Raw genomic sequence first — 17,043 nt, forward strand, 5'->3', positions numbered from 1 at the left:
GGCGCCGCCAGTTCTACAGCGCGGCGGGCGGCAGACCGGTTGCGGCTGGATAGGTTGGTGTCAGTCGAGCAGCGAGAGCGCGGGCAGGGTGAGGAAGTCGACGAACTCCTCGGCCAGCGCGACCTGCTCGAAGAGCTTGGCGGCCTCGTTCCAGCGCCCACCGGCGTAGGCGGCGTCACCCAACTCGGTGCGCAGGGAGGCGAGTTCCTCGGTCACGAGCCGACGGACCAGCTCGGCGGTGGCCTTCTCGCCGGTGTCGGCGAGCACCACGTCGTTGTGGATCCACTGCCAGATCTGCGAGCGGGAGATCTCGGCGGTGGCCGCGTCCTCCATCATGTTGAAGATGCCGACGGCACCCAGACCGCGCAGCCACGCCTCGATGTAGCGGACGCCGACCTGGACGGCGTTGTGCAGACCGGCCTCGGTGCAGGTGCCGCCCGCGCCCGCGATGTCGAGCAGCTGAGCGGGCGTCACCGGCTCGGCGGAGCCGGGGTTGTCCTTCTGGTTCGGCCGGTCGCCGAGCACCGCGTCGAAGCAGGCGCGGGCGACCGGAACGAGGTCGGGGTGGGCGACCCAGGAGCCGTCGAAGCCGTTGCCGGCCTCGCGCTCCTTGTCGGCCTTGACCTTCTCCAGCGCGGCGGCGTTGACCGCGGGGTCGCGGCGGGACGGGATGAAGGCGGCCATCCCGCCGATCGCGTGGGCGCCGCGCCGGTGGCAGGTCTGCACCAGCAGCCGGGCGTAGGCGGCCATGAACGGCGAGGTCATCCCGACCGTGTTGCGGTCCGGGAGGATGTAGTGCGCGCCGGCGTCCCGGAAGTTCTTCACGATCGAGAACAGGTAGTCCCACCGGCCGGCGTTCAACCCGGCGGCGTGGTCCCGGAGTTCGTAGAGGATCTCGTCCATCTCGAACGCGGCGGTGATGGTCTCGATCAGCACGGTGGCGCGGATCGTGCCGTGCTCGATGCCGAGCGCGGCCTGCGCGTGGGTGAAGACGTCGTTCCAGAGCCGGGCTTCCAGGTGGCTCTCGGTCTTCGGGAGGTAGAAGTACGGGCCGGAGTTCGGGTCCTCGGCGCCGCGCGCGAGCAGCCGGGCGGCGTTGTGGAAGAAGTAGAGGCCGAAGTCGAACAGCCCGCCGGAGACCGGGGTGCCGTCGACCATCAGGTGGCTCTCGTCCAGGTGCCAGCCCCGGGGGCGGACCACCACGGTGGCCAGCTCGGCGGCGGGCTTGAGGGTGTAGGACTTGCCCGCGTCGGTGGCGAAGTCGATCCGGCCCTCGAAGGCGTCGATCAGGTTGACCTGGCCGCTGACCACGTTCTCCCAGGTGGGGGCGGTGGCGTCCTCGAAGTCCGCGAGCCAGACCTTCGCGCCGGAGTTGAGGGCGTTGATCACCATCTTGCGGTCGGTCGGGCCGGTGATCTCCACCCGGCGGTCCTGCAGTGCACGCGGCGCCGGGGCGACCTTCCAGTCCCCGGCGCGGATCGCGGCGGTCTCGGGGAGGAAGTCGAGGGTGCCGGCCGCCGCGATCTCGTCCCGGCGGGTTTTCCGTCGGGCCAGGAGCTCCTGCCGGCGGCCTTCGAACGCACGGTGCAGACCGACCACGAAGGCGACCGCCTCGGGAGTGAGCACCTCCTCGCTGCGGGGGACGCGCGGTCCGGCGACAGTGACGACCGGAGCGGCGGGGGAAGCGCCGACGGGTCCCTGATCTGCAGCCATGGCAGAACACTCCTTGGACAGTTGAGCCAACAGGGAAATTCCGGTGGGAACTTCCTCGATACCGACCCGTCTACTGGCGGGTTCGGTTCTGTAAGGTGGAGACTAGTTTCCGCGATACAGAATTTCAACGCTTTGTTGAGATAGATCGCTGGGACTCTACTCCTCCTCCGACAGTGAAGGGAACGCCGGTGGCCAGCACCTCCGCCGCAGCACCCACAGGGGCCGACCGTGCCACCGGCGGCGTGCAGTCCGTCGAGCGCGCCTTCCAACTCCTCGAAGCCCTGGCCGACTCCGGCGGGGTGGCCACCCTGAGCGAGCTCTCCGCCACTTCGGGCCTGCCGATGCCGACCATCCACCGCCTGGTTCGTACCCTCGTGCAGCAGGGCTATGTCCGCCAGGACACCGCCCGTCGCTACACCCTGGGCCCCCGGCTGATCCGGCTCGGCGAGACCGCGGGTCGGCTGCTCGGCAGCTGGGCCCGCCCGTACCTGGCCGAGCTGATGGAGGCCACCGGCGAGACCGCCAACCTGGCCGTCCTGGAGGGCGGCGAGGTGGTCTACGTCGGCCAGGTCCAGTCGCGCCGCTCGATGCGGATGTTCACCGAGGTGGGCCGCCGGGTGCAGCCGCACTGCACCGGCGTCGGCAAGGCCCTGCTGGCCCAGCTGGAGGAGGCCGAAGCGCGCGGCGTACTCGGCACCCAGCCGCTCCAGTCGCACACCCCGTACACCGTCACCGATCCGGCCGAGCTGTTCGCCCAGCTGGCCCAGGCCCGGGAGCGCGGCTACGTGGTGGACGACCAGGAGCAGGAGATCGGGGTCCGCTGCATCGCGGTCGCCGTCCCCGGCGCGCCGACCCCCACCGCCCTCTCGGTCTCCGGCCCCGAGGCCCGGATCCGGGCACTGGAGGCCCAGGCGGGCAACACCTCACTGGTCCCGGTGATGCGGCAGATCGCCGGCCGGCTCGGCCAGGTACTGGCCCCCTGACACCGGGGCGGTGGCCCTAGGACGCCGGGGCGGTCGCCCGACACCCGCCCGGCGCACTGTCCCCGCCTCCGGGCGAATCCGCGTCGCGCGGCTACAGTGCGTAGCGGGACGACCGCGTTCGGCAGACAGGTGATGACAGTGACCAGATGGGTGATGGCGGGCCTGGCCGCCTCGGCTGCGCTGATGATCGGCGCCACGACGGCGGGGGCGGCGCCCTCGAGCTCCGACCTCATGGTGGTCCGGCTGGACCCTGACCCGGTCGCGCCGGGCGGGACCACCACCGTGCACGGCTTCGTCGCCAACCTCGGCCCGCAGCGGACGGCCTCGCCGTTCACCGTGCTGGTCGACCTGCCGGCCGGGTTCACCGCCGAGGGGCCGTACTTCCCGGCCGGCTGCCGGGCCCTGTCCGACCAGGTCGTGCAGTGCACGTTCGGCGCCGGGCTGCCCCCGCTGGAGACCGCGACCGCGCTGGTGCCGGTCCGGGCGGACGCCGACGTGCCCCCCGGCACGGTGGCCGAGGGGCACGTCAGGGTGGTCAGCATGGACGATCACAACCCCGCGAACAACAGCACGCCGTTCACGCTGACCGTCGGCTGACCCGAGCTCAGCTCACGGTCAGCGGTAGACCCGGACGTAGTCCGAGGCGAAGCTGATCGGTGCGGAGCCGCTGGGCCCCGGGTGGTACTGCCCGGCACCCACCGAGAGGTTGAGGATCAGGTAGGCCGACCAGTTCGCCCCGACACCGGTGCCGTCGGAGAAGACCTTGGCCCCGTTCACGTACCAGTCGACGGAGTTGGCGCCGTAGTAGGTCCCGATGGTGACCCACTTGTCGGGGCCGACCGCGTTCGCGTCGGTGTGGTACTTCAGGCCGGACTTGACGTGGTTGGTCAGCTCCAGCAGCGCCGCGTTGTCGGGGTGGTACTCGAAGCTGTCGATCTCGCCGTTGCCGTCCTTCCAGGTCCACAGCGCGGGCCAGGCCCCGGAGCCGGCCGGCAGCTCGACCCGGGCCTCGGCGTAGTCGCCGGTCTTCACCTGGAAGCCCTGTGCGGAGTACTCGGTGGTGAGCAGCCCGGTGTCCCAGGCCTGCTTGCCGCTCTCCAGGGTGTGCGCGGACGGCTTCGCGGTGAAGGTGGCCACACCGCCGGAGACCGAGACGCCGCCGGGGTTCAACCAGTCGAGCTTGTTGTCGTCCGGGTTGTGGTTGCCGTAGCGGTACGCGCTGCTGCGGTCGCCGACCCACTTGGAGCCCCAGGCGATCGAGCTGTCGAACTCCTCCGACCAGGTCAGCGCCTTGCCGGGGATCGGCGAGCCGCCCACCGGCGGGGTGGGCGTCGGGGTGGGGGTCGGCGTCGGGGTGGGCGTGGGGATCGGCGTCGGCGTGGGCGTGGGGGCGACCGTGCCGCCGACGGTCAGCTTCTGCGACGGCAGGTTGTGCCAACTCCCGCCCTGGTCCTGCCAGAAGCCGAACTGGGTGTACGTCCCGGCGGGCAGCGTCCGGGCCGCGCTGGTGAAGTTCACGCCGCCCGGGCAGATCTGCACGTTGCTCGCGTTGCCGGGGAAGTCGAGGTTCCGGCCGGCCGCGTCCCGGACGCCGACGCCGAGCGTCTTCGCGGTGAAGCAGGCGCTGGAGTGCACGGTCAGACCCGCCTTGGTCGCGGTGTTCGCGGCCGTCGAGCTGAGGGTGAGCCGGTCCTGCGTGACGGTGGTGGCCGCCTGTGCCTGACCGGCCAGGCCGGTGGCGACCAGGGGTACCGCCACCAGGGCGGCCGCACCGAGGCGTGCGGGGGTAAGGGCGATGCGCATGGGCAGGTCCTCTGCGACGCCTGCGAGGTGAGCTGTCGGGTTCGGGCGAGAGGAATCGCCCGGCCGCAGTGGGTGCGGCTTCACCCCGAGCGACCCCCGTACCGGAGCAGGGGAGAGCGCAGACTGACCTGGTTCCCCCGCTCCTGCCCATGTTTCGGTGATCGGGTACCCGGCACCGGGTGGACAGGACTCGGCGTCCCGGCGACGAGGTCCGCGTAGGTGCGGACGACTCCATGCAGGCTAGGCAGATCGCCTGTCCATCGACAACGAGAGCTGCCTCACACCAGGTTTGGCGAGCCCCCGGCCGGTGCGGACCGACGCACCCGCCCGACCGCGACCGCCGGGCCCCGGCTCGGCCCCGCTCTCACCCCGGCGCCCCTGTTCGACACTTCGACCGCTCGCGGTACACGACAAGTCGTATGAGTTCCACGGTAGTTACGCGCGGATGAAGTGTTTCCGCAGCCCTTCCGCAGCGTTCTGACATGCCCTCACAATGACAGCCATGCGAATCACTCTACGCGCGTTGCAGACCCGTGCCGCTTCCGTCGCGATGGTCGGCCTGGTCGCCCTGGCCCCCACCGCCGTGTTCGCCACCGACGCCTCCGCCACGGTCAGCGGGAGCATCTGCCTGACGGCGCTGCCGAGCCAGGGCCGGGACACCATCCGGCTGATCGACGCGGGCGGCCCGTTCCCGTACAGCCAGGACGGCATCGTCTTCCAGAACCGGGAGGGCGTGCTGCCGAGCCAGTCCACCGGTTACTACCACGAGTACACCGTCAAGACGCCGGGGTCGTCGACCCGGGGCGCCCGACGGATCGTCACCGGCAAGGTCTTCCAAGAGGACTACTACACCTCCGACCACTACGCGACCTTCTACAAGGTCAACTTCGGCTGCTGACCACTCCCCCACGGCCGCCCGCCCCCACTCCCCGGGGGCGGCGGCCTCGTCGTTCCGCTGACCTGACGTCAGGTCCTTCCGCGCGACGTACGGCCGGAGCGCGGGGCCCGCCACTGGTTGTTGAACCCTGCACCCTCACGTTGAGGCGAACGGGAACCGGGAGTCTGCCTCACCTGTGCTGCGGGACCTGGTTGTCCGGCTGGTCGAGCCAGGGGACCTGGTGGCCGGCCGCCACGGTCAGGCCGAAGCGTTCGACTCCCGGCCGGCCTTCGGCCTGCCACCACCGAACGGCACGTTCGAAGGCCTGCCACAACCGACGGGGGCCCGCCTGGTACACGGTGGTCTCCGGCTGGTCCTTACGCCGGACAACCGCTGCCCACGACCTGTCGTCACCAAGCCCGTAGAACCAGGCGGTTGTCGTGGCGTCGTCCTGTTCGTGGATCACGTGTGTCACGTCCGGCACCACCAGGCCGATGACGAACGTCTGCACGCCCCACACTCCGCCGAGATCATCCGCCGTGAGTGTCGTCCGGTACCCGGTGTCCGCGTCTCCGGGGAAGTCCGGGACGTATTCCGAGTGGGACGGGAACTCCGCGCGCGAACCCCGGTCCTTCATGAAGCCGACCTGCTCGGTGAAGTGGCCCGAAGCGGTCAGGTCGTCTCCGACGGACAGCTTCACCACAGCATCGCGGAAGGAGTACCGCGTGCCCCACGGAGCCAGGATCAGGCCCCCGGGCTTCACCTGCCGGAGCCACGCGGGAGGGATCTCCTGCACGCCGTACGTGGCAATGAGCCGGTCGTAGGGGGCGCCCGCCGGCCAGCCGAGCTGCCCGTCCCCGGTGACCACCTCGGGAGTGAGTCCGGCACGCCGATGCGCGGTACGGGCACTCTCCGCGACGGCAGCGTCAATCTCGACACTGACGACCTGTCCGGAGCCGAGCCGGTGAGCGAGCAGACCGGAGGTCCAGCCCGTTCCGGTACCCGCCTCCAGCACCTTCATCCCAGGCGCTACGTCCAGGTCCCGCAGCATCGACATGACCACGTTGGGCTGGCTGTTGCTGCTGGTGGAGAGCTGCCCGGCGGCGGTGCCTTCGTGCGCTCCGTCATCCCATTGCGTGACGATCGGGATGTTGGAGCCCACGGCGCGGTGCCAGGCGTCCGGGTCGGTGCGCCGGTCGATGGCCACGGTGGACCGGGAAGCCTCGGTCCAGGCCCACATCAGATCGGGGATGAACAGGGAGCGAGGCACCGAGTCGAACGACGTCTCCCAATCGGGAGACATGGAGCCGTTGTCGAGGAGGAACCGCCCCAGCTCGAAGCCGGGGCAGTCCGTTCCCTCAGCGCGGGGCGCTGTCACTTTCACTTGCGGTGACCTCCATCACCGGGCGGGGGCCCGCTGTCGGGGGACGGGGGCGGCGGCGGGGCAGGCGGCTGGATCGGCGCGGGGTTGCCCCCGTGTCCTCCGTCGTTCTCCAAGATCATGGGGAATCCTCTCCATGCGGCTCGGGCCTACAGGCGTCTACCTGAAGGAGTGGAACCCGCACTCGGCCGACCGGACTTGGCGTCCCTGCCGGCGGAGGACGGAGACTGTGGGGGTTGCTCCGGCGGCGTCACCGGCGGAACCCAGTGGGGACATGAGACGGACTGCTGCGGGCGGCATGGGCGCCATCGAGGAATCCACGCAGGCCGTAGGCCGACCTGGCGCAGCTGTCCATCAGGAGGCTTCTGCGGCCCGATGGATCGGGCATCGGCACGGCTCGTAGTCGGCGAGACTGCCCCAGCTGACGCCGGTCCTGTACGTCTCGCGGGGTTTGGTCTCGGTCTTCCTGCCGTCCGGCGAGACCTTGTACACCCGGATCGACAGGACAGCCTTGCTCACGTCAACTCCCCAGCATCCTCGGCCGGGTGGCCGAACAGCTCCCGGTCGCCGTATCCGTACGGCTCGACCTCGTCGTCCCACCGAGTGATCCACCGGCTCTTGCCCCCGGACCACATCACCAACGTGCACATGAAGTGGCCGACTTCGAGCACCTGAAGAGGCGTCCGGTAGGGCATGGGACCCCGCAGGTCCGTCACCAGGCCCCCCAAGGCCGGCCTCCACGGCGGCTGACCGGCCCCGGGGATGGGCTCCCGGAAGACGATCGGAACCGCAGCTGTGGGCCGGGGCAGAGTCGCACTGGACATTGGGGCCTCCGTGAGGGGATGGCTGGCCGGGCAGAGGGCGAACCTGGTTGTTCGTTCTGCGTATCAGCATCGGCACACGGAGCTACGATCGCTAGACCCGTCAGCTCGACAGTCAGGTTGTCGAATCTGGGGTGAGAGTTGTCGAAGCAGGCGACGAGTTGTCGAAGGGGGCCAGGTAGTGCCGAGTCGTGCGCCCTTGTCGTTCGTGGGGGATGAAATCAAACGCCTACGCGGTGCGGCCAAGTTGAGCCAGGCCGAGCTGGGCGCGTTGATCGGCTATGGACACGACATGGTGAGCCTGTTCGAGAAGGCCCGGCGGCCCATTGCGAAAGAGATGCTGGACAAGCTGGATGAAGCACTCTCCGCAGGCGGGAACCTGTCACGGCTGTGGGCCCTGCTAGCCGATGGGATTCATGAGCCGTATCTGCTGGATTACGTTGCACTGGAGCTCAAGGCAACGCGCATCCTGAACCTTGATACCACCCTGATCAACGGACTTCTTCAGACGAAGGAGTACTCCGAGGAAGTAATGCGGCGCTGGAAGGTACGAAACCTCGCCGAAAAGCTGCTCACCCGAATGGAGCGGCAGGAGATCCTGACGGGAGAGAGCCCGCCGGCCACCTGGTTCGTGGTTGATGAGTCCGTGCTCCGAAGGCCCGTGGTGAGCACGGCCATCATGGCCGATCAGCTCGAACGCCTGTTGCATGCACCATCCGGGCTCGGTAGCGCTCTCCAGGTCATTCCGGAGACGGCTGGGATCCATCCGGGCCTGGGCGGAAGTTTCACCATTCTATCCAGCCCTGGTGAGCCAGACGTGGTGTATTCAGAAAATGCCCTCGAAGGGTCCTTCACCACTAAGCCGGCCGACGTGGCCCGCTACGTTGACATCTACGATCACGTCAGGGCTCTCGCCCTGTCGGAAGACAACTCACGCGAGTTGATCGCGGGACTGCTTAGGGACGTGAGAGGTAGATGATCACCAACGCGAGCGAGCTGCCGGACGACTGGCAGACCAGCAGCCACAGCACAGGAAACGGCGCATGCGTCCAGGCCCACCGGAAGCTCAAGGGAACCGTCCGTGACAGCAAGGACCCGAGCGGTCCGGCCCTGGAGTTCACCCCTGAGGCATGGTCGATGTTCTGCACCTGGGTCGCGACGACCTTTGAGGTCTGAGTCAACCCCGGCCGCCTGGGCCCTACTCACCCGAAGGCGAGCGGGGCCCTTGCCGTTGCACGCTGCCAACTGCCCAAAGTGCACGCCGCTCAGAGGCTAAGGCCGTTCTGACCTGAAGCGGCCACGGGCGGCCTCCGTACTGCTGGCCGAATGCGAAGCCAAGGAAGAACAGGGCCGAAGGCCATACGGGCCACGACGAGGCCCCGCGCATAGAGATCATGGCGGAAGAGCACTTGCCCGCGCTTCGGCGCACACCCAACTCCCGGTGCCACCACCGGCATGTTTCTGGTGCTGGATCGGCAACTGGAATCTTGCGCGGCATCCCGACGCTTTACTACGGCTCGGAGATCGAGTTCCAGGCCGGGCAGGTGACGGTCGGTGGCTTCTCAGCGGTTGGCAACGGCACCCTGAGGCCGGTGGCTTCTCGGTGGTCGGCACGGACGGCACAGACCTGGCGTAAGCCGGTGAACGGACAGGCGGTCCGATAGGTTGGTGGGTGCGGTCACGCGACCGCACCCACCTGTCGCTCCGCCCAGACGAGGACTGCCCGAGATGACCGCGCCCCTGCCAGCCTTCGCCGGCCACACCTACCTGTTCCAGGTCGACAACGGCGCGGCCTTCCGCAACACCTACTCGGCGGACGGCCTCCGGCTGCGCTGGGACGGCCTCGGCGAGTCGGCCGGGCAGTGGGAGGACGTCCCGCTGCACGTGGCCCAGGTCGCCCCGCACATCTACTTCGTCAGCTGGACGGAGAAGAGCGGAATCACCGTCAGCCACGTGATGGACCTGGCCGCGATGACCGTCCGCGCCTTCTGGACGTACGAGGGCGAGGGCGGCCGGGTCGGCGAGCTGCACACCGGCACGCTGCAGGCCGAGGGCTGACCCGGCCTCCGCCCCGCCGGTCCGCTCACTCGAACGCGGCCGCCGCCTCCCGCAGCGCCGTCGCCACCGTCTCCGGGTCGTACGGGGCGGGCTCGCCCGGCAGGTAGGTCACCGCGCGCAGGTCACCGGTGTACCGGAAGCTGCGGTGCCGCCGGTGGACCGGCCAGGAGACCGGGGACTTGCGGTCCACCCCGACGCTGATGCCCTGGAACGGTGCCATGCCGATGAGTTGGTGCACCGGGCCGAGCCGCCCGGTGGACACGCCGTCGACCAGCAGCTCGAACTCCCACTTCAGGTCGGCCACCGCGGTGGCCCGCAGGCCGACCTCCCGGGCGCCGGGCGCCAGCGGGCCGCCGTCCGCCTCGAACAGCTCGCCGTACTGGTTGTAGGCGAACCGGAGCCGGCCGTCCTCGACGTAGAGGCTGTAACCGCCGCCCTGGTCACCGTGCGAGACCAGCACGCCCTGGTCGGCCGCACCGTGCCGGGCGAGGTCCACCAGGACGTCGAAGGAGCGGAACGAGATCAGCCGGGACGAGCGGTAGCGCTCCAGCTCCGGCGTCCCGGCGAGCAGGGTGAGCGGCTCGCGCAACCGGGCGTCCTCGGGGTGCCGCAGCGCCAGCGCGCCGGACCGGTCGGCCAGCGGGAAGACCCCGTTCCGCCAGGCCGCGTCCTCCCAGGCATCGGCCAACTCCTTGACCACCTCCGGGAATTCGGCCGAGACGTCGTCGATCTCGGTCGGGTCGGTGCGCAGGTCGTACAGCGCCCACTCCCCGTCGTCGTACGGGGCGCCGGGGCGGTGCAGGGTGACCAGCTTCCAGCCGTTGCGGTAGTAGCTGCGGTTGCCGGTCATCTCGCAGTACTGCTCGGCGTGCGTGGACTCGGCATCCGGCGCGCGCAGCACCGGGGCGAAGCTGATCCCGTCCAGCTCCTGGACCGGCTGCCGGGCGCGCTCCACTGGCCGTTCCAGGCCCGCCAGTTCGAGCAGGGTGGGCAGGATGTCGGTGACGTACTGGTACTGCTCGCGCACCCCGGGGTCGCCCTCGGCGCGCGGCAGTCCGGCCGGCCAGGAGAGCACGAACGGGACCCGGACGCCGCCCGCGTGGGTCTGGCCCTTGTAGAGCCGGAACGGGGTGTTGGAGGCCATGCCCCAGCCGCGCGGGTAGTGCACCAGGCTCTGCGGACCGCCGATCAGCTCGATCTCGCGCTCGACGTCCGGATTCCAGTCGGCCGGGAGTCCGGGGTGGTGGACGAACCGGCTGAAGTAGCTGCGGGTGCCCTCCGCGCCACCCTCACCGGTGCCGCCGTTGTCGGAGGTGAACAGGATGATGGTGTTGTCGAGCTCGCCGAGCGCCTCCAGGGTGTCGGTGAGCCGCCCGAGGTTCTGGTCGACGTTGTCGACCATCGCCGCGTAGACCTCCATGTAGCGGGCGTACAACTTCCGCTCCACCTCGGTCAGTTCGTCCCAGGGGCGGACGTCGTACCCGGCCTCGCCGTTCCGCTCGGGCAGCCGGGTGCCGGCCGGGAAGTGCCCGGCGGCAAGCTGGCGGGCGAAGCGCTCGGCGCGCAGCTCGTCCCAGCCCCGGTCGTAGCGGCCCCGGTGCCGGGCCAGGTCCGCGGGCTTGGCCTGGAGCGGGCCGTGCACGGCGTTGTGGGCCAGGTAGAGGAAGAACGGCTTCTCCGCGTCGTGCGCGCGGAGCGACTTGACCATGGCGATCGCCTGGTCGGTGATGTCGTCGGTGTAGTAGTAGTCGTCGGGCAGCTCGTCGATGTCCAACGGGCTGTTGTCCCGGACCAGTTGGTGCGGGTGGAACAGGCTGGTCAGCCCCTCCAGCACGCCGTAGTACTGGTCGAAGCCCTTCTGCAGCGGCCAGTTGGCCCGGTTGTCGGCGGCGTTCGAGGCGGAGTCCCGGGTCAGGTGCCACTTGCCGACGGCGTAGGTGGCGTAGCCGCTGTCGTGCAGCAGCTCGGCCAGCGTCGGGATGTCCCCGGCCACCTCCATGCCGTAGCCGGGGAAGCCCGGGTCGGCGTTGGCGACGAAGGAGTAGCCCACCCGGTGCGGGTTGAGCCCGGTGAGCAGCGCGGCCCGGGCGGGCGAGCAGAGCGGCATGGTGTGGTAGTTGGCCAGCCGGACGCCGTTGTCGGCCAGCCGGTCCAGGGTCGGGGTGGGGATCTCCGAGCCGAACGGGCCGATGTCGCTGTAGCCCATGTCGTCGATCAGCACCACCACGACGTTGGGCGCGCCGGTCCTGGCCCGCCGACGGGCGGGCCAGGCGGCGGCCGAGTCGGCGAAGGTCCGGCCGACGGTGCCGGGGAAACCGGCGTAGGGGTCGCGGCGGGTGCTGGTCATACGGGGCTCCGGTGGGTCAGTTGCGGTACGGCGGCCAGCAGTTCGGCCGTGTAGGGGTCCTGCGGGTCGGTGACCACCTGGTCGGCGGAGCCGGTCTCGACGATCCGGCCCCGGTGCATGACGGCGATCCGGTGGCTGACCTGGCGCACCACGGCCAGGTCGTGGGCGATGAACAGGACGGCCAGCCCGAGCTCCCGCTGCAGGCCGGAGAGTAGGTCGAGCACCTGGGCCTGGACCGAGACGTCGAGTGCCGAGACCGGTTCGTCGCAGATCAGCACGCTCGGCTCGGGCGCCAGGGCCCGGGCGATGCCGATCCGTTGGCGCTGCCCGCCGGAGAAGGCGCGCGGGTGCCGGGCGGCGGCCTCCGGCTCCAGGCCGACCTGGGCGAGCAGTGCGCCCACCCGCTCGGCCCGCTCGGCGGCGTCGCCGAGACGGTGCGCGATCAGCGGTTCGGCCAGGATCTGTCCCACCGTCATGCGCGGGTTAAGCGAGGAGTACGGGTCCTGGAAGACCAGCTGGATCTCCCGTCGGGCGGCCTTGGACCCGGTCACGGGCTCGCCCCGGTAGCGGATCTCGCCCGCCGAGGGGGCGTGCGCCTGGACCAGCGCCCGGGCCAGCGTGGACTTGCCGGATCCCGACTCGCCGACCAGCCCGAGGGTCTCCCCCGGGTGCAGCACCAGGTCGACGCCGGCCAGCGCGGTGACCGGGCGGCGGCGCGGGCCGTAGGTCTTGGCCAGGCCGGTGACGGTGAGCAGCGGCTCCGGCCCCGGGGTGGAGTTGGCGGCGGCGGCCGAGGGCGCGGAGAGCCTCGGTACGGCGGCCAACAGCCGCTTGGTGTAAGGCGCTTCGGGCCGGTCGAGGACGTCCTCGGTGCGCCCGTGCTCGACCACCTTGCCCTGGTGCATCACCAGCACCCGGCGGCAGGCTTGGGCGATCACGCCCAGGTCGTGGCTGATCAGCACCAGGGCGGTGCCGCGCTCGCGGTTGATCCGCTCCAGCAGCCGGAGGATCTGCTGCTGGACGGTCGGGTCGAGCGCGGTGGTGGGTTCGTCGGCGACCAGCACCTCCGGGTCCCCGGCCAGCGCCAGCGCGATCATGATGCGCTGACGCTGGCCGCCGGAGAACTGGTGCGGATGGTCGCGCAGCCGCCCGGCGGCGTCGGGGATGCCCACCAGGTCGAGCAACTCGGCGGCCTTGGCTGCCCGTTCGGCCTTGGTCGCCGAGCCGTGGGCGCGCAGCGCCTCGTCCAGCTGGCGCCCGACGGTGAGCACCGGGTTGAGCGAGGACATCGGGTCCTGGAAGATCATCGCGATCCGCCGGCCGCGCACCTCGCGCAGGGCCGGCTCCGGCAGTGCGGCCAGGTCCCGGCCGTCCAGCTCGACCGAGCCGCCGGAGATCCGGCCGCCGGCCGGCAGCATCCGCAGCAGGGCGAGCGCGGTGGTGGACTTGCCGGAGCCGGACTCGCCGACGATCCCCAGCGTCTCCCCGGCGGCCAGCTCGAAGCCGACCCCGGACACCGCCTCGGTCCCGTCGAACTCGACCCGCAGATCCCGGACTCGGAGCACCGCGTTCATCGGCGGATCCCTTCGTTCAGCGCCTCGGCGATCAGCGTCAGGCCGAGCACCAGGGCGGTCACCACCACCAGCGGGGCGGCGGCGAAGCCCGGGTGGCTGGAGAGGTAGGCCATCGACTGGCTGAGGATGCCGCCGAGCGAGGGCTCCGGCGGGCGGACGCCGACCCCGAGGAAGCTCATCGCGCCCTCGATGAAGACCGCCAGCGAGAAGGCGATCGCGCCCTGCACGATCAGCGGGTCGACGGCGTTGGGCAGCACGTGGCGCAGCAGCACCCGGGCCCGGGAGGCGCCGCCGACCCGGGCCGCCAGGGCGTACTCGCGCTCGCGCTGGACCAGGATGCCGGCCCGCAACTGCCGTCCGAAGCCGGGGATCTCGGCCAGCGCGATGACGATCACCACCGGCCAGCGGCCGGGGCCGAGCACCGCCGTGACGGCCAGCGCCAGGATCAGGCCGGGGAAGGCCAGCAGCAGGTCGAAGATCCGCTGCACGGCCACGTCGGCCCCGCGCGAGGTGGCGGCCAGCAGGGCCAGCGCGCAGCCGAGCAGCGCGCCCACCGGCACGGCCGTCGCACTGATCAGCAGATCGGTGCGGATGCCGTACAGGACCCGGCTGAACAGGTCCCGGCCGAGGTCGTCGGTGCCGAGCGGGTGGGCGCCGCCGGGCCCGGCCAGCGCCAGCCCGCTCTGGGCCAGCGGGTCGGCGTCGGTGAGCAGCGGGGCGAGCAGCCCGGCCAGCACCACCGCGCCCACCAGGAGCACCCCGGCGGTGCCGCGCACGGTGTGCAGCCCGACCGGGAGGAGACGGCGTCGGCGCAGGCCGACGGAGAGGGTGGTCATCGGGGTCACTCCCACCTGATCCGGGGGTCCAGCCAGGTGTACACCAGGTCGGTGACCAGCTGGACCGCGACGTAGACGGCGACGAGCAGCAGGAGCAGGTCCTGCACCACCGGGTAGTCCCGGCGCAGCACGCCCTGTTCGGCCAGCTGGCCGAGGCCGGGCCAGGCGAAGATCGCCTCCACCAGCACGGCGCCGCCGAGGAGTTGGCCGACCTGGAGGCCGAGCACGGTGACGGCGGGCGGCAGCGCGTTGGGCAGCGCGTGCCGCCAGACGATCCGGCGCCGGGAGACGCCGAGCGCGGTGGCGGTGCGGACGTAGTCCTCGGCCAGCGCGCGTTCCAGACCGTCCTTGAGGTAGCGGGCCACGATCGCGGCGCTGGGCAGCGCCAGGCAGAGGGCGGGCAGCAGCAGGTACTGCACCGCCAGGTCGGGCTGGTCGAGGAAGGGCTCGTGGCCGCCGGCCGGGAGCACGCCGAGCGTCACCGCGAAGACCAGCACCAGCACCACGCCGGTGACGAACGGCGGGATCGCCAGCACCGAGGTGGTGAAGGCGCGGACGGCGGCGGCCACCGGGCCGCGCCGGACGGTGGCGCCGAGCACGCCGAGCGGCAGGCCGAGCAGGATCACCAGCAGGAGGGCGGCGACGGTGAGTTCGACGGTGGCGCCGAGGCCGTCGCCGATCAGGTCGGACACCTCGCCGCCGATCGCGTAGCTCGGGCCGAGCTGACCGGTCACCAGGTCGCCGAGCCAGCGCAGGTACTGGGCCGGCAGCGGCTGGTCCAGCCCGAGCCGGGCGCGGATCGCCTCGACCGTCTCGGGCCCGGCGTCCGGGCCGGCCAGGCTGGTGGCCGGGTCGCCCGGTATCAGTCGGAGGATCAGGAAGATCAGGAAGGAGGCGGCCAGCAGCACCAGCAGCCCGGAGGGCAGCCGCCTGCGGAGGAAGGTACGCATCCGTCAGGCCGCGAGGTAGGCGTCGTCGAGGTTGAGGTAGTTGAACTTGTTGAGGGTCGCACCGTGCACCTTGGCCCCGGCCACCTCGATCTGGCCGCCGATCGCGAGGTCGATCACGAACTCCTCGTCCAGCAGGGTGTCGGTGACCTGCTGGTAGAGCGCCTTGGCCTCGGGGCTGTCGCTGTCCGGGCGCTGCCAGGCGCGCTGGACGATGTCGGTGTAGGCGGCCGAGGAGAAGTGCGAGCTGTTCTTCGCCTCGTTGAAGGGGTAGGCGCTGACCGCCAGGGTGGCCGGGTGCAGCTGGGCGAAGCCGTGGCTGAGCGTCCAGAGCGCGGGCATGGTCTGCGAGATCAGCTGCTTCTGCATGGTCGGCGAGTCGGTCGGCTGGAGCACCGTCTCGATCCCGACCTGCTTCAGGTCGTGCTGGAGGATCTGCGCGATCGCGGTGTCGTTCGGGGTGTTCGAGTGCGCGAACGGCAGGGTGATCCCGGTGACGCCCGCCTCCTTGAGCAACGCCCGGGCCCGGTCCGGGTCGTGGCGGTAGTGGGTGGCGTTGGCGTCGGTGTACGCGGGCGAGGACTTCGGCCACGGCGCGGCCGAGGGCAGGCCGTAGCCGCCGAGCGCCTGCTGCACCAGCCGCTCCCGGTCGACGGCCCAGGAGATCGCCTGCCGGACCCGCTTGTCCTGGACGTGCTCGGCGCCGACGTTGACGCCGATGTAGTACGCGCCGGAGCCGGTGTCGTACGGGCGGAGCTGGAACTGCCCACCGTCCTTCAGCCCGGCCAGGTCCTTGCCGGGCACGTGGTAGGAGAGGTGGCTCTGACCGGTCTTCAGCGAGGAGACCAGCGAGTCGGCCTGCGGGATGACCCGGATCTCCACGCCGTCCAGGTAGGGGCGCCCGGGGTTCCAGTACTTCTCGTTCCGGGTGAAGGTGATCGAGGAGCCCGGGGTGCGCTTGCCCCAGCGGAACGGCCCGGTGCCGATCAGCTGCTTGCCCGCGACGGCGTCCTCGACGCTGGCCGAGTCGGTGATGATCATGAACTCGAAGAGGTCGAACAGGTTGCTGACCGGGTGCGCCAGCACCAGCGTCAGCTCGTGGTCGCCGTTCTTCCTGAACTCCGTGACGGTGGCCGCGGTCGACCTCAACTGGGCCGAGCGGACCGGGTTCTGGAGGTTCTTCACGGCGAAGATCACGTCGTCCGCGGTGAACTTCCGGCCGTCGTGGAACAGCACGTCGTCGCGGAGCTTGAAGGTGACGCTGCGGCCGTCGGCGGCCAGCTGCCAGGAGGTGGCCAGCTCCGGCTGCGGCTGGAGCTTGTCGTCGTACCTGGTCAGGGTGTTGAAGACGAGCCGCTGCACCAGGGTGTTGGCACTCTGCGCGAACAGCAGGCTCGGGGTGAAGTCGATGGTGGTGGCCAGGCTGAGCGTGCCGCCCCGGCGCGGGCTCGCCGAGGCGGCGGCACCGGCACTGCTCCCGGCCGCCGAGCGGCAGGCCGCCAGGCCGATCAGGCCGGCCGCGGCGACGGAGCCGCGCAGGAGGGAGCGGCGGGAGAGCGAGGTCATGGTGCTTCCTTCGAGGGGGAGGCGCTCGGTTTGTTTCGGAGCGAAAGTAACCAGGGGAGACGGCGGCCGCGCGGGAGACCGGCACGACGTCAGGGAGGGGACGACGGAGCGTCAGGCGGAGCGGCGGCAGCGACAGG

At 70.8% G+C, this 17,043-nt stretch carries 16 protein-coding genes and 1 riboswitch; of the genes, 6 read left to right on the forward strand and 10 right to left on the reverse strand.

Going from position 1 to position 17,043, the window contains the following annotated elements; translation table 11 throughout:
* Positions 1 to 60: 60 nt before the first annotated feature.
* Complete coding sequence (aceB, locus tag ACIRPK_RS03695) at positions 61 to 1,713, reverse strand: malate synthase A (protein ID WP_403032385.1); 1,653 nt, start codon at positions 1,711 to 1,713, stop codon at positions 61 to 63.
* A gap of 188 nt (positions 1,714 to 1,901) precedes the next feature.
* On the opposite strand from aceB, the gene ACIRPK_RS03700 reads away from it, so the two are divergent.
* Positions 1,902 to 2,696 carry an IclR family transcriptional regulator gene (locus ACIRPK_RS03700; RefSeq protein WP_403032387.1) on the forward strand — a complete coding sequence of 265 codons (795 nt, stop codon included), beginning with the start codon at positions 1,902 to 1,904 and terminating at the stop codon, positions 2,694 to 2,696.
* Positions 2,697 to 2,834: 138 nt separating this feature from the next.
* On the forward strand, positions 2,835 to 3,293 hold the full coding sequence (locus ACIRPK_RS03705; protein ID WP_403032390.1) for a hypothetical protein: 459 nt from the start codon (positions 2,835 to 2,837) through the stop codon (positions 3,291 to 3,293).
* 18 nt (positions 3,294 to 3,311) lie between these two features.
* On the opposite strand, the gene ACIRPK_RS03710 is transcribed toward ACIRPK_RS03705, so the two are convergent.
* Entirely contained in the window at positions 3,312 to 4,499 is a 1,188-nt protein-coding gene (locus tag ACIRPK_RS03710) for a hypothetical protein (RefSeq protein WP_403032392.1), read from the reverse strand.
* A gap of 2 nt (positions 4,500 to 4,501) precedes the next feature.
* Positions 4,502 to 4,669: riboswitch (cyclic di-AMP (ydaO/yuaA leader) on the reverse strand.
* A gap of 380 nt (positions 4,670 to 5,049) precedes the next feature.
* Here ACIRPK_RS03710 and ACIRPK_RS03715 point away from each other — a divergent pair.
* Entirely contained in the window at positions 5,050 to 5,397 is a 348-nt protein-coding gene (locus ACIRPK_RS03715; RefSeq protein ID WP_403032754.1) for a ribonuclease domain-containing protein, read from the forward strand.
* A gap of 169 nt (positions 5,398 to 5,566) precedes the next feature.
* Here the strand turns inward: ACIRPK_RS03715 and ACIRPK_RS03720 are convergent, their stop codons facing one another.
* From ACIRPK_RS03720 to ACIRPK_RS03730, 3 genes are all read right to left on the reverse strand, one after another.
* On the reverse strand, positions 5,567 to 6,760 hold the full coding sequence (locus ACIRPK_RS03720) for a methyltransferase domain-containing protein (protein WP_403032395.1): 1,194 nt from the start codon (positions 6,758 to 6,760) through the stop codon (positions 5,567 to 5,569).
* A gap of 351 nt (positions 6,761 to 7,111) precedes the next feature.
* A complete protein-coding gene (locus ACIRPK_RS03725; RefSeq protein ID WP_403032397.1) occupies positions 7,112 to 7,276 on the reverse strand; it encodes a hypothetical protein in 165 nt (54 codons plus the stop codon).
* Complete coding sequence (locus ACIRPK_RS03730) at positions 7,273 to 7,428, reverse strand: hypothetical protein (RefSeq protein WP_403032400.1); 156 nt, start codon at positions 7,426 to 7,428, stop codon at positions 7,273 to 7,275. The genes ACIRPK_RS03725 and ACIRPK_RS03730 overlap by 4 nt, the downstream gene beginning before the upstream one ends.
* Before the next feature lie 358 nt (positions 7,429 to 7,786).
* Between ACIRPK_RS03730 and ACIRPK_RS03735 the strand changes: the two genes are divergently transcribed.
* The 3 genes from ACIRPK_RS03735 (at position 7,787) to ACIRPK_RS03745 (ending at position 9,636) form a co-directional block, all read left to right on the forward strand.
* Positions 7,787 to 8,557 carry a helix-turn-helix domain-containing protein gene (locus tag ACIRPK_RS03735; RefSeq protein ID WP_403032403.1) on the forward strand — a complete coding sequence of 257 codons (771 nt, stop codon included), beginning with the start codon at positions 7,787 to 7,789 and terminating at the stop codon, positions 8,555 to 8,557.
* Positions 8,554 to 8,754 (forward strand): DUF397 domain-containing protein, encoded by a 201-nt coding sequence (locus ACIRPK_RS03740; RefSeq protein ID WP_403032406.1) that lies wholly within the window; start codon positions 8,554 to 8,556, stop codon positions 8,752 to 8,754. Before ACIRPK_RS03735 ends, ACIRPK_RS03740 begins: the two co-directional genes overlap by 4 nt.
* A 552-nt stretch (positions 8,755 to 9,306) precedes the next feature.
* Positions 9,307 to 9,636, forward strand: a complete 330-nt coding sequence (locus tag ACIRPK_RS03745) for a MoaF-related domain-containing protein (RefSeq protein WP_403032408.1) — start codon at positions 9,307 to 9,309, stop codon at positions 9,634 to 9,636.
* Between the two features lie 25 nt (positions 9,637 to 9,661).
* Here ACIRPK_RS03745 and ACIRPK_RS03750 read toward each other — a convergent pair whose 3' ends face one another.
* The 5 genes from ACIRPK_RS03750 to ACIRPK_RS03770 are packed head-to-tail and all read right to left on the reverse strand — an operon-like array spanning position 9,662 to position 16,906.
* Positions 9,662 to 11,983, reverse strand: coding sequence for an arylsulfatase (locus ACIRPK_RS03750; RefSeq protein ID WP_403032411.1), 2,322 nt, complete (start codon positions 11,981 to 11,983; stop codon positions 9,662 to 9,664).
* Positions 11,980 to 13,557: a dipeptide ABC transporter ATP-binding protein gene (locus ACIRPK_RS03755; protein ID WP_403032413.1), complete on the reverse strand. Its 1,578-nt coding sequence runs from the start codon at positions 13,555 to 13,557 to the stop codon at positions 11,980 to 11,982. The genes ACIRPK_RS03750 and ACIRPK_RS03755 overlap by 4 nt, the downstream gene beginning before the upstream one ends.
* Positions 13,554 to 14,393: an ABC transporter permease gene (locus ACIRPK_RS03760; RefSeq protein WP_403032416.1), complete on the reverse strand. Its 840-nt coding sequence runs from the start codon at positions 14,391 to 14,393 to the stop codon at positions 13,554 to 13,556. The genes ACIRPK_RS03755 and ACIRPK_RS03760 overlap by 4 nt, the downstream gene beginning before the upstream one ends.
* Before the next feature lie 5 nt (positions 14,394 to 14,398).
* On the reverse strand, positions 14,399 to 15,343 hold the full coding sequence (locus ACIRPK_RS03765; protein ID WP_403032418.1) for an ABC transporter permease: 945 nt from the start codon (positions 15,341 to 15,343) through the stop codon (positions 14,399 to 14,401).
* 3 nt (positions 15,344 to 15,346) lie between these two features.
* On the reverse strand, positions 15,347 to 16,906 hold the full coding sequence (locus ACIRPK_RS03770) for an ABC transporter substrate-binding protein (protein WP_403032421.1): 1,560 nt from the start codon (positions 16,904 to 16,906) through the stop codon (positions 15,347 to 15,349).
* Between the last annotated feature and the right edge of the window lie 137 nt (positions 16,907 to 17,043).

This window comes from Kitasatospora sp. NPDC101801 (assembly GCF_044766665.1).
Classification (GTDB): Bacteria; Actinomycetota; Actinomycetes; order Streptomycetales; family Streptomycetaceae; genus Kitasatospora.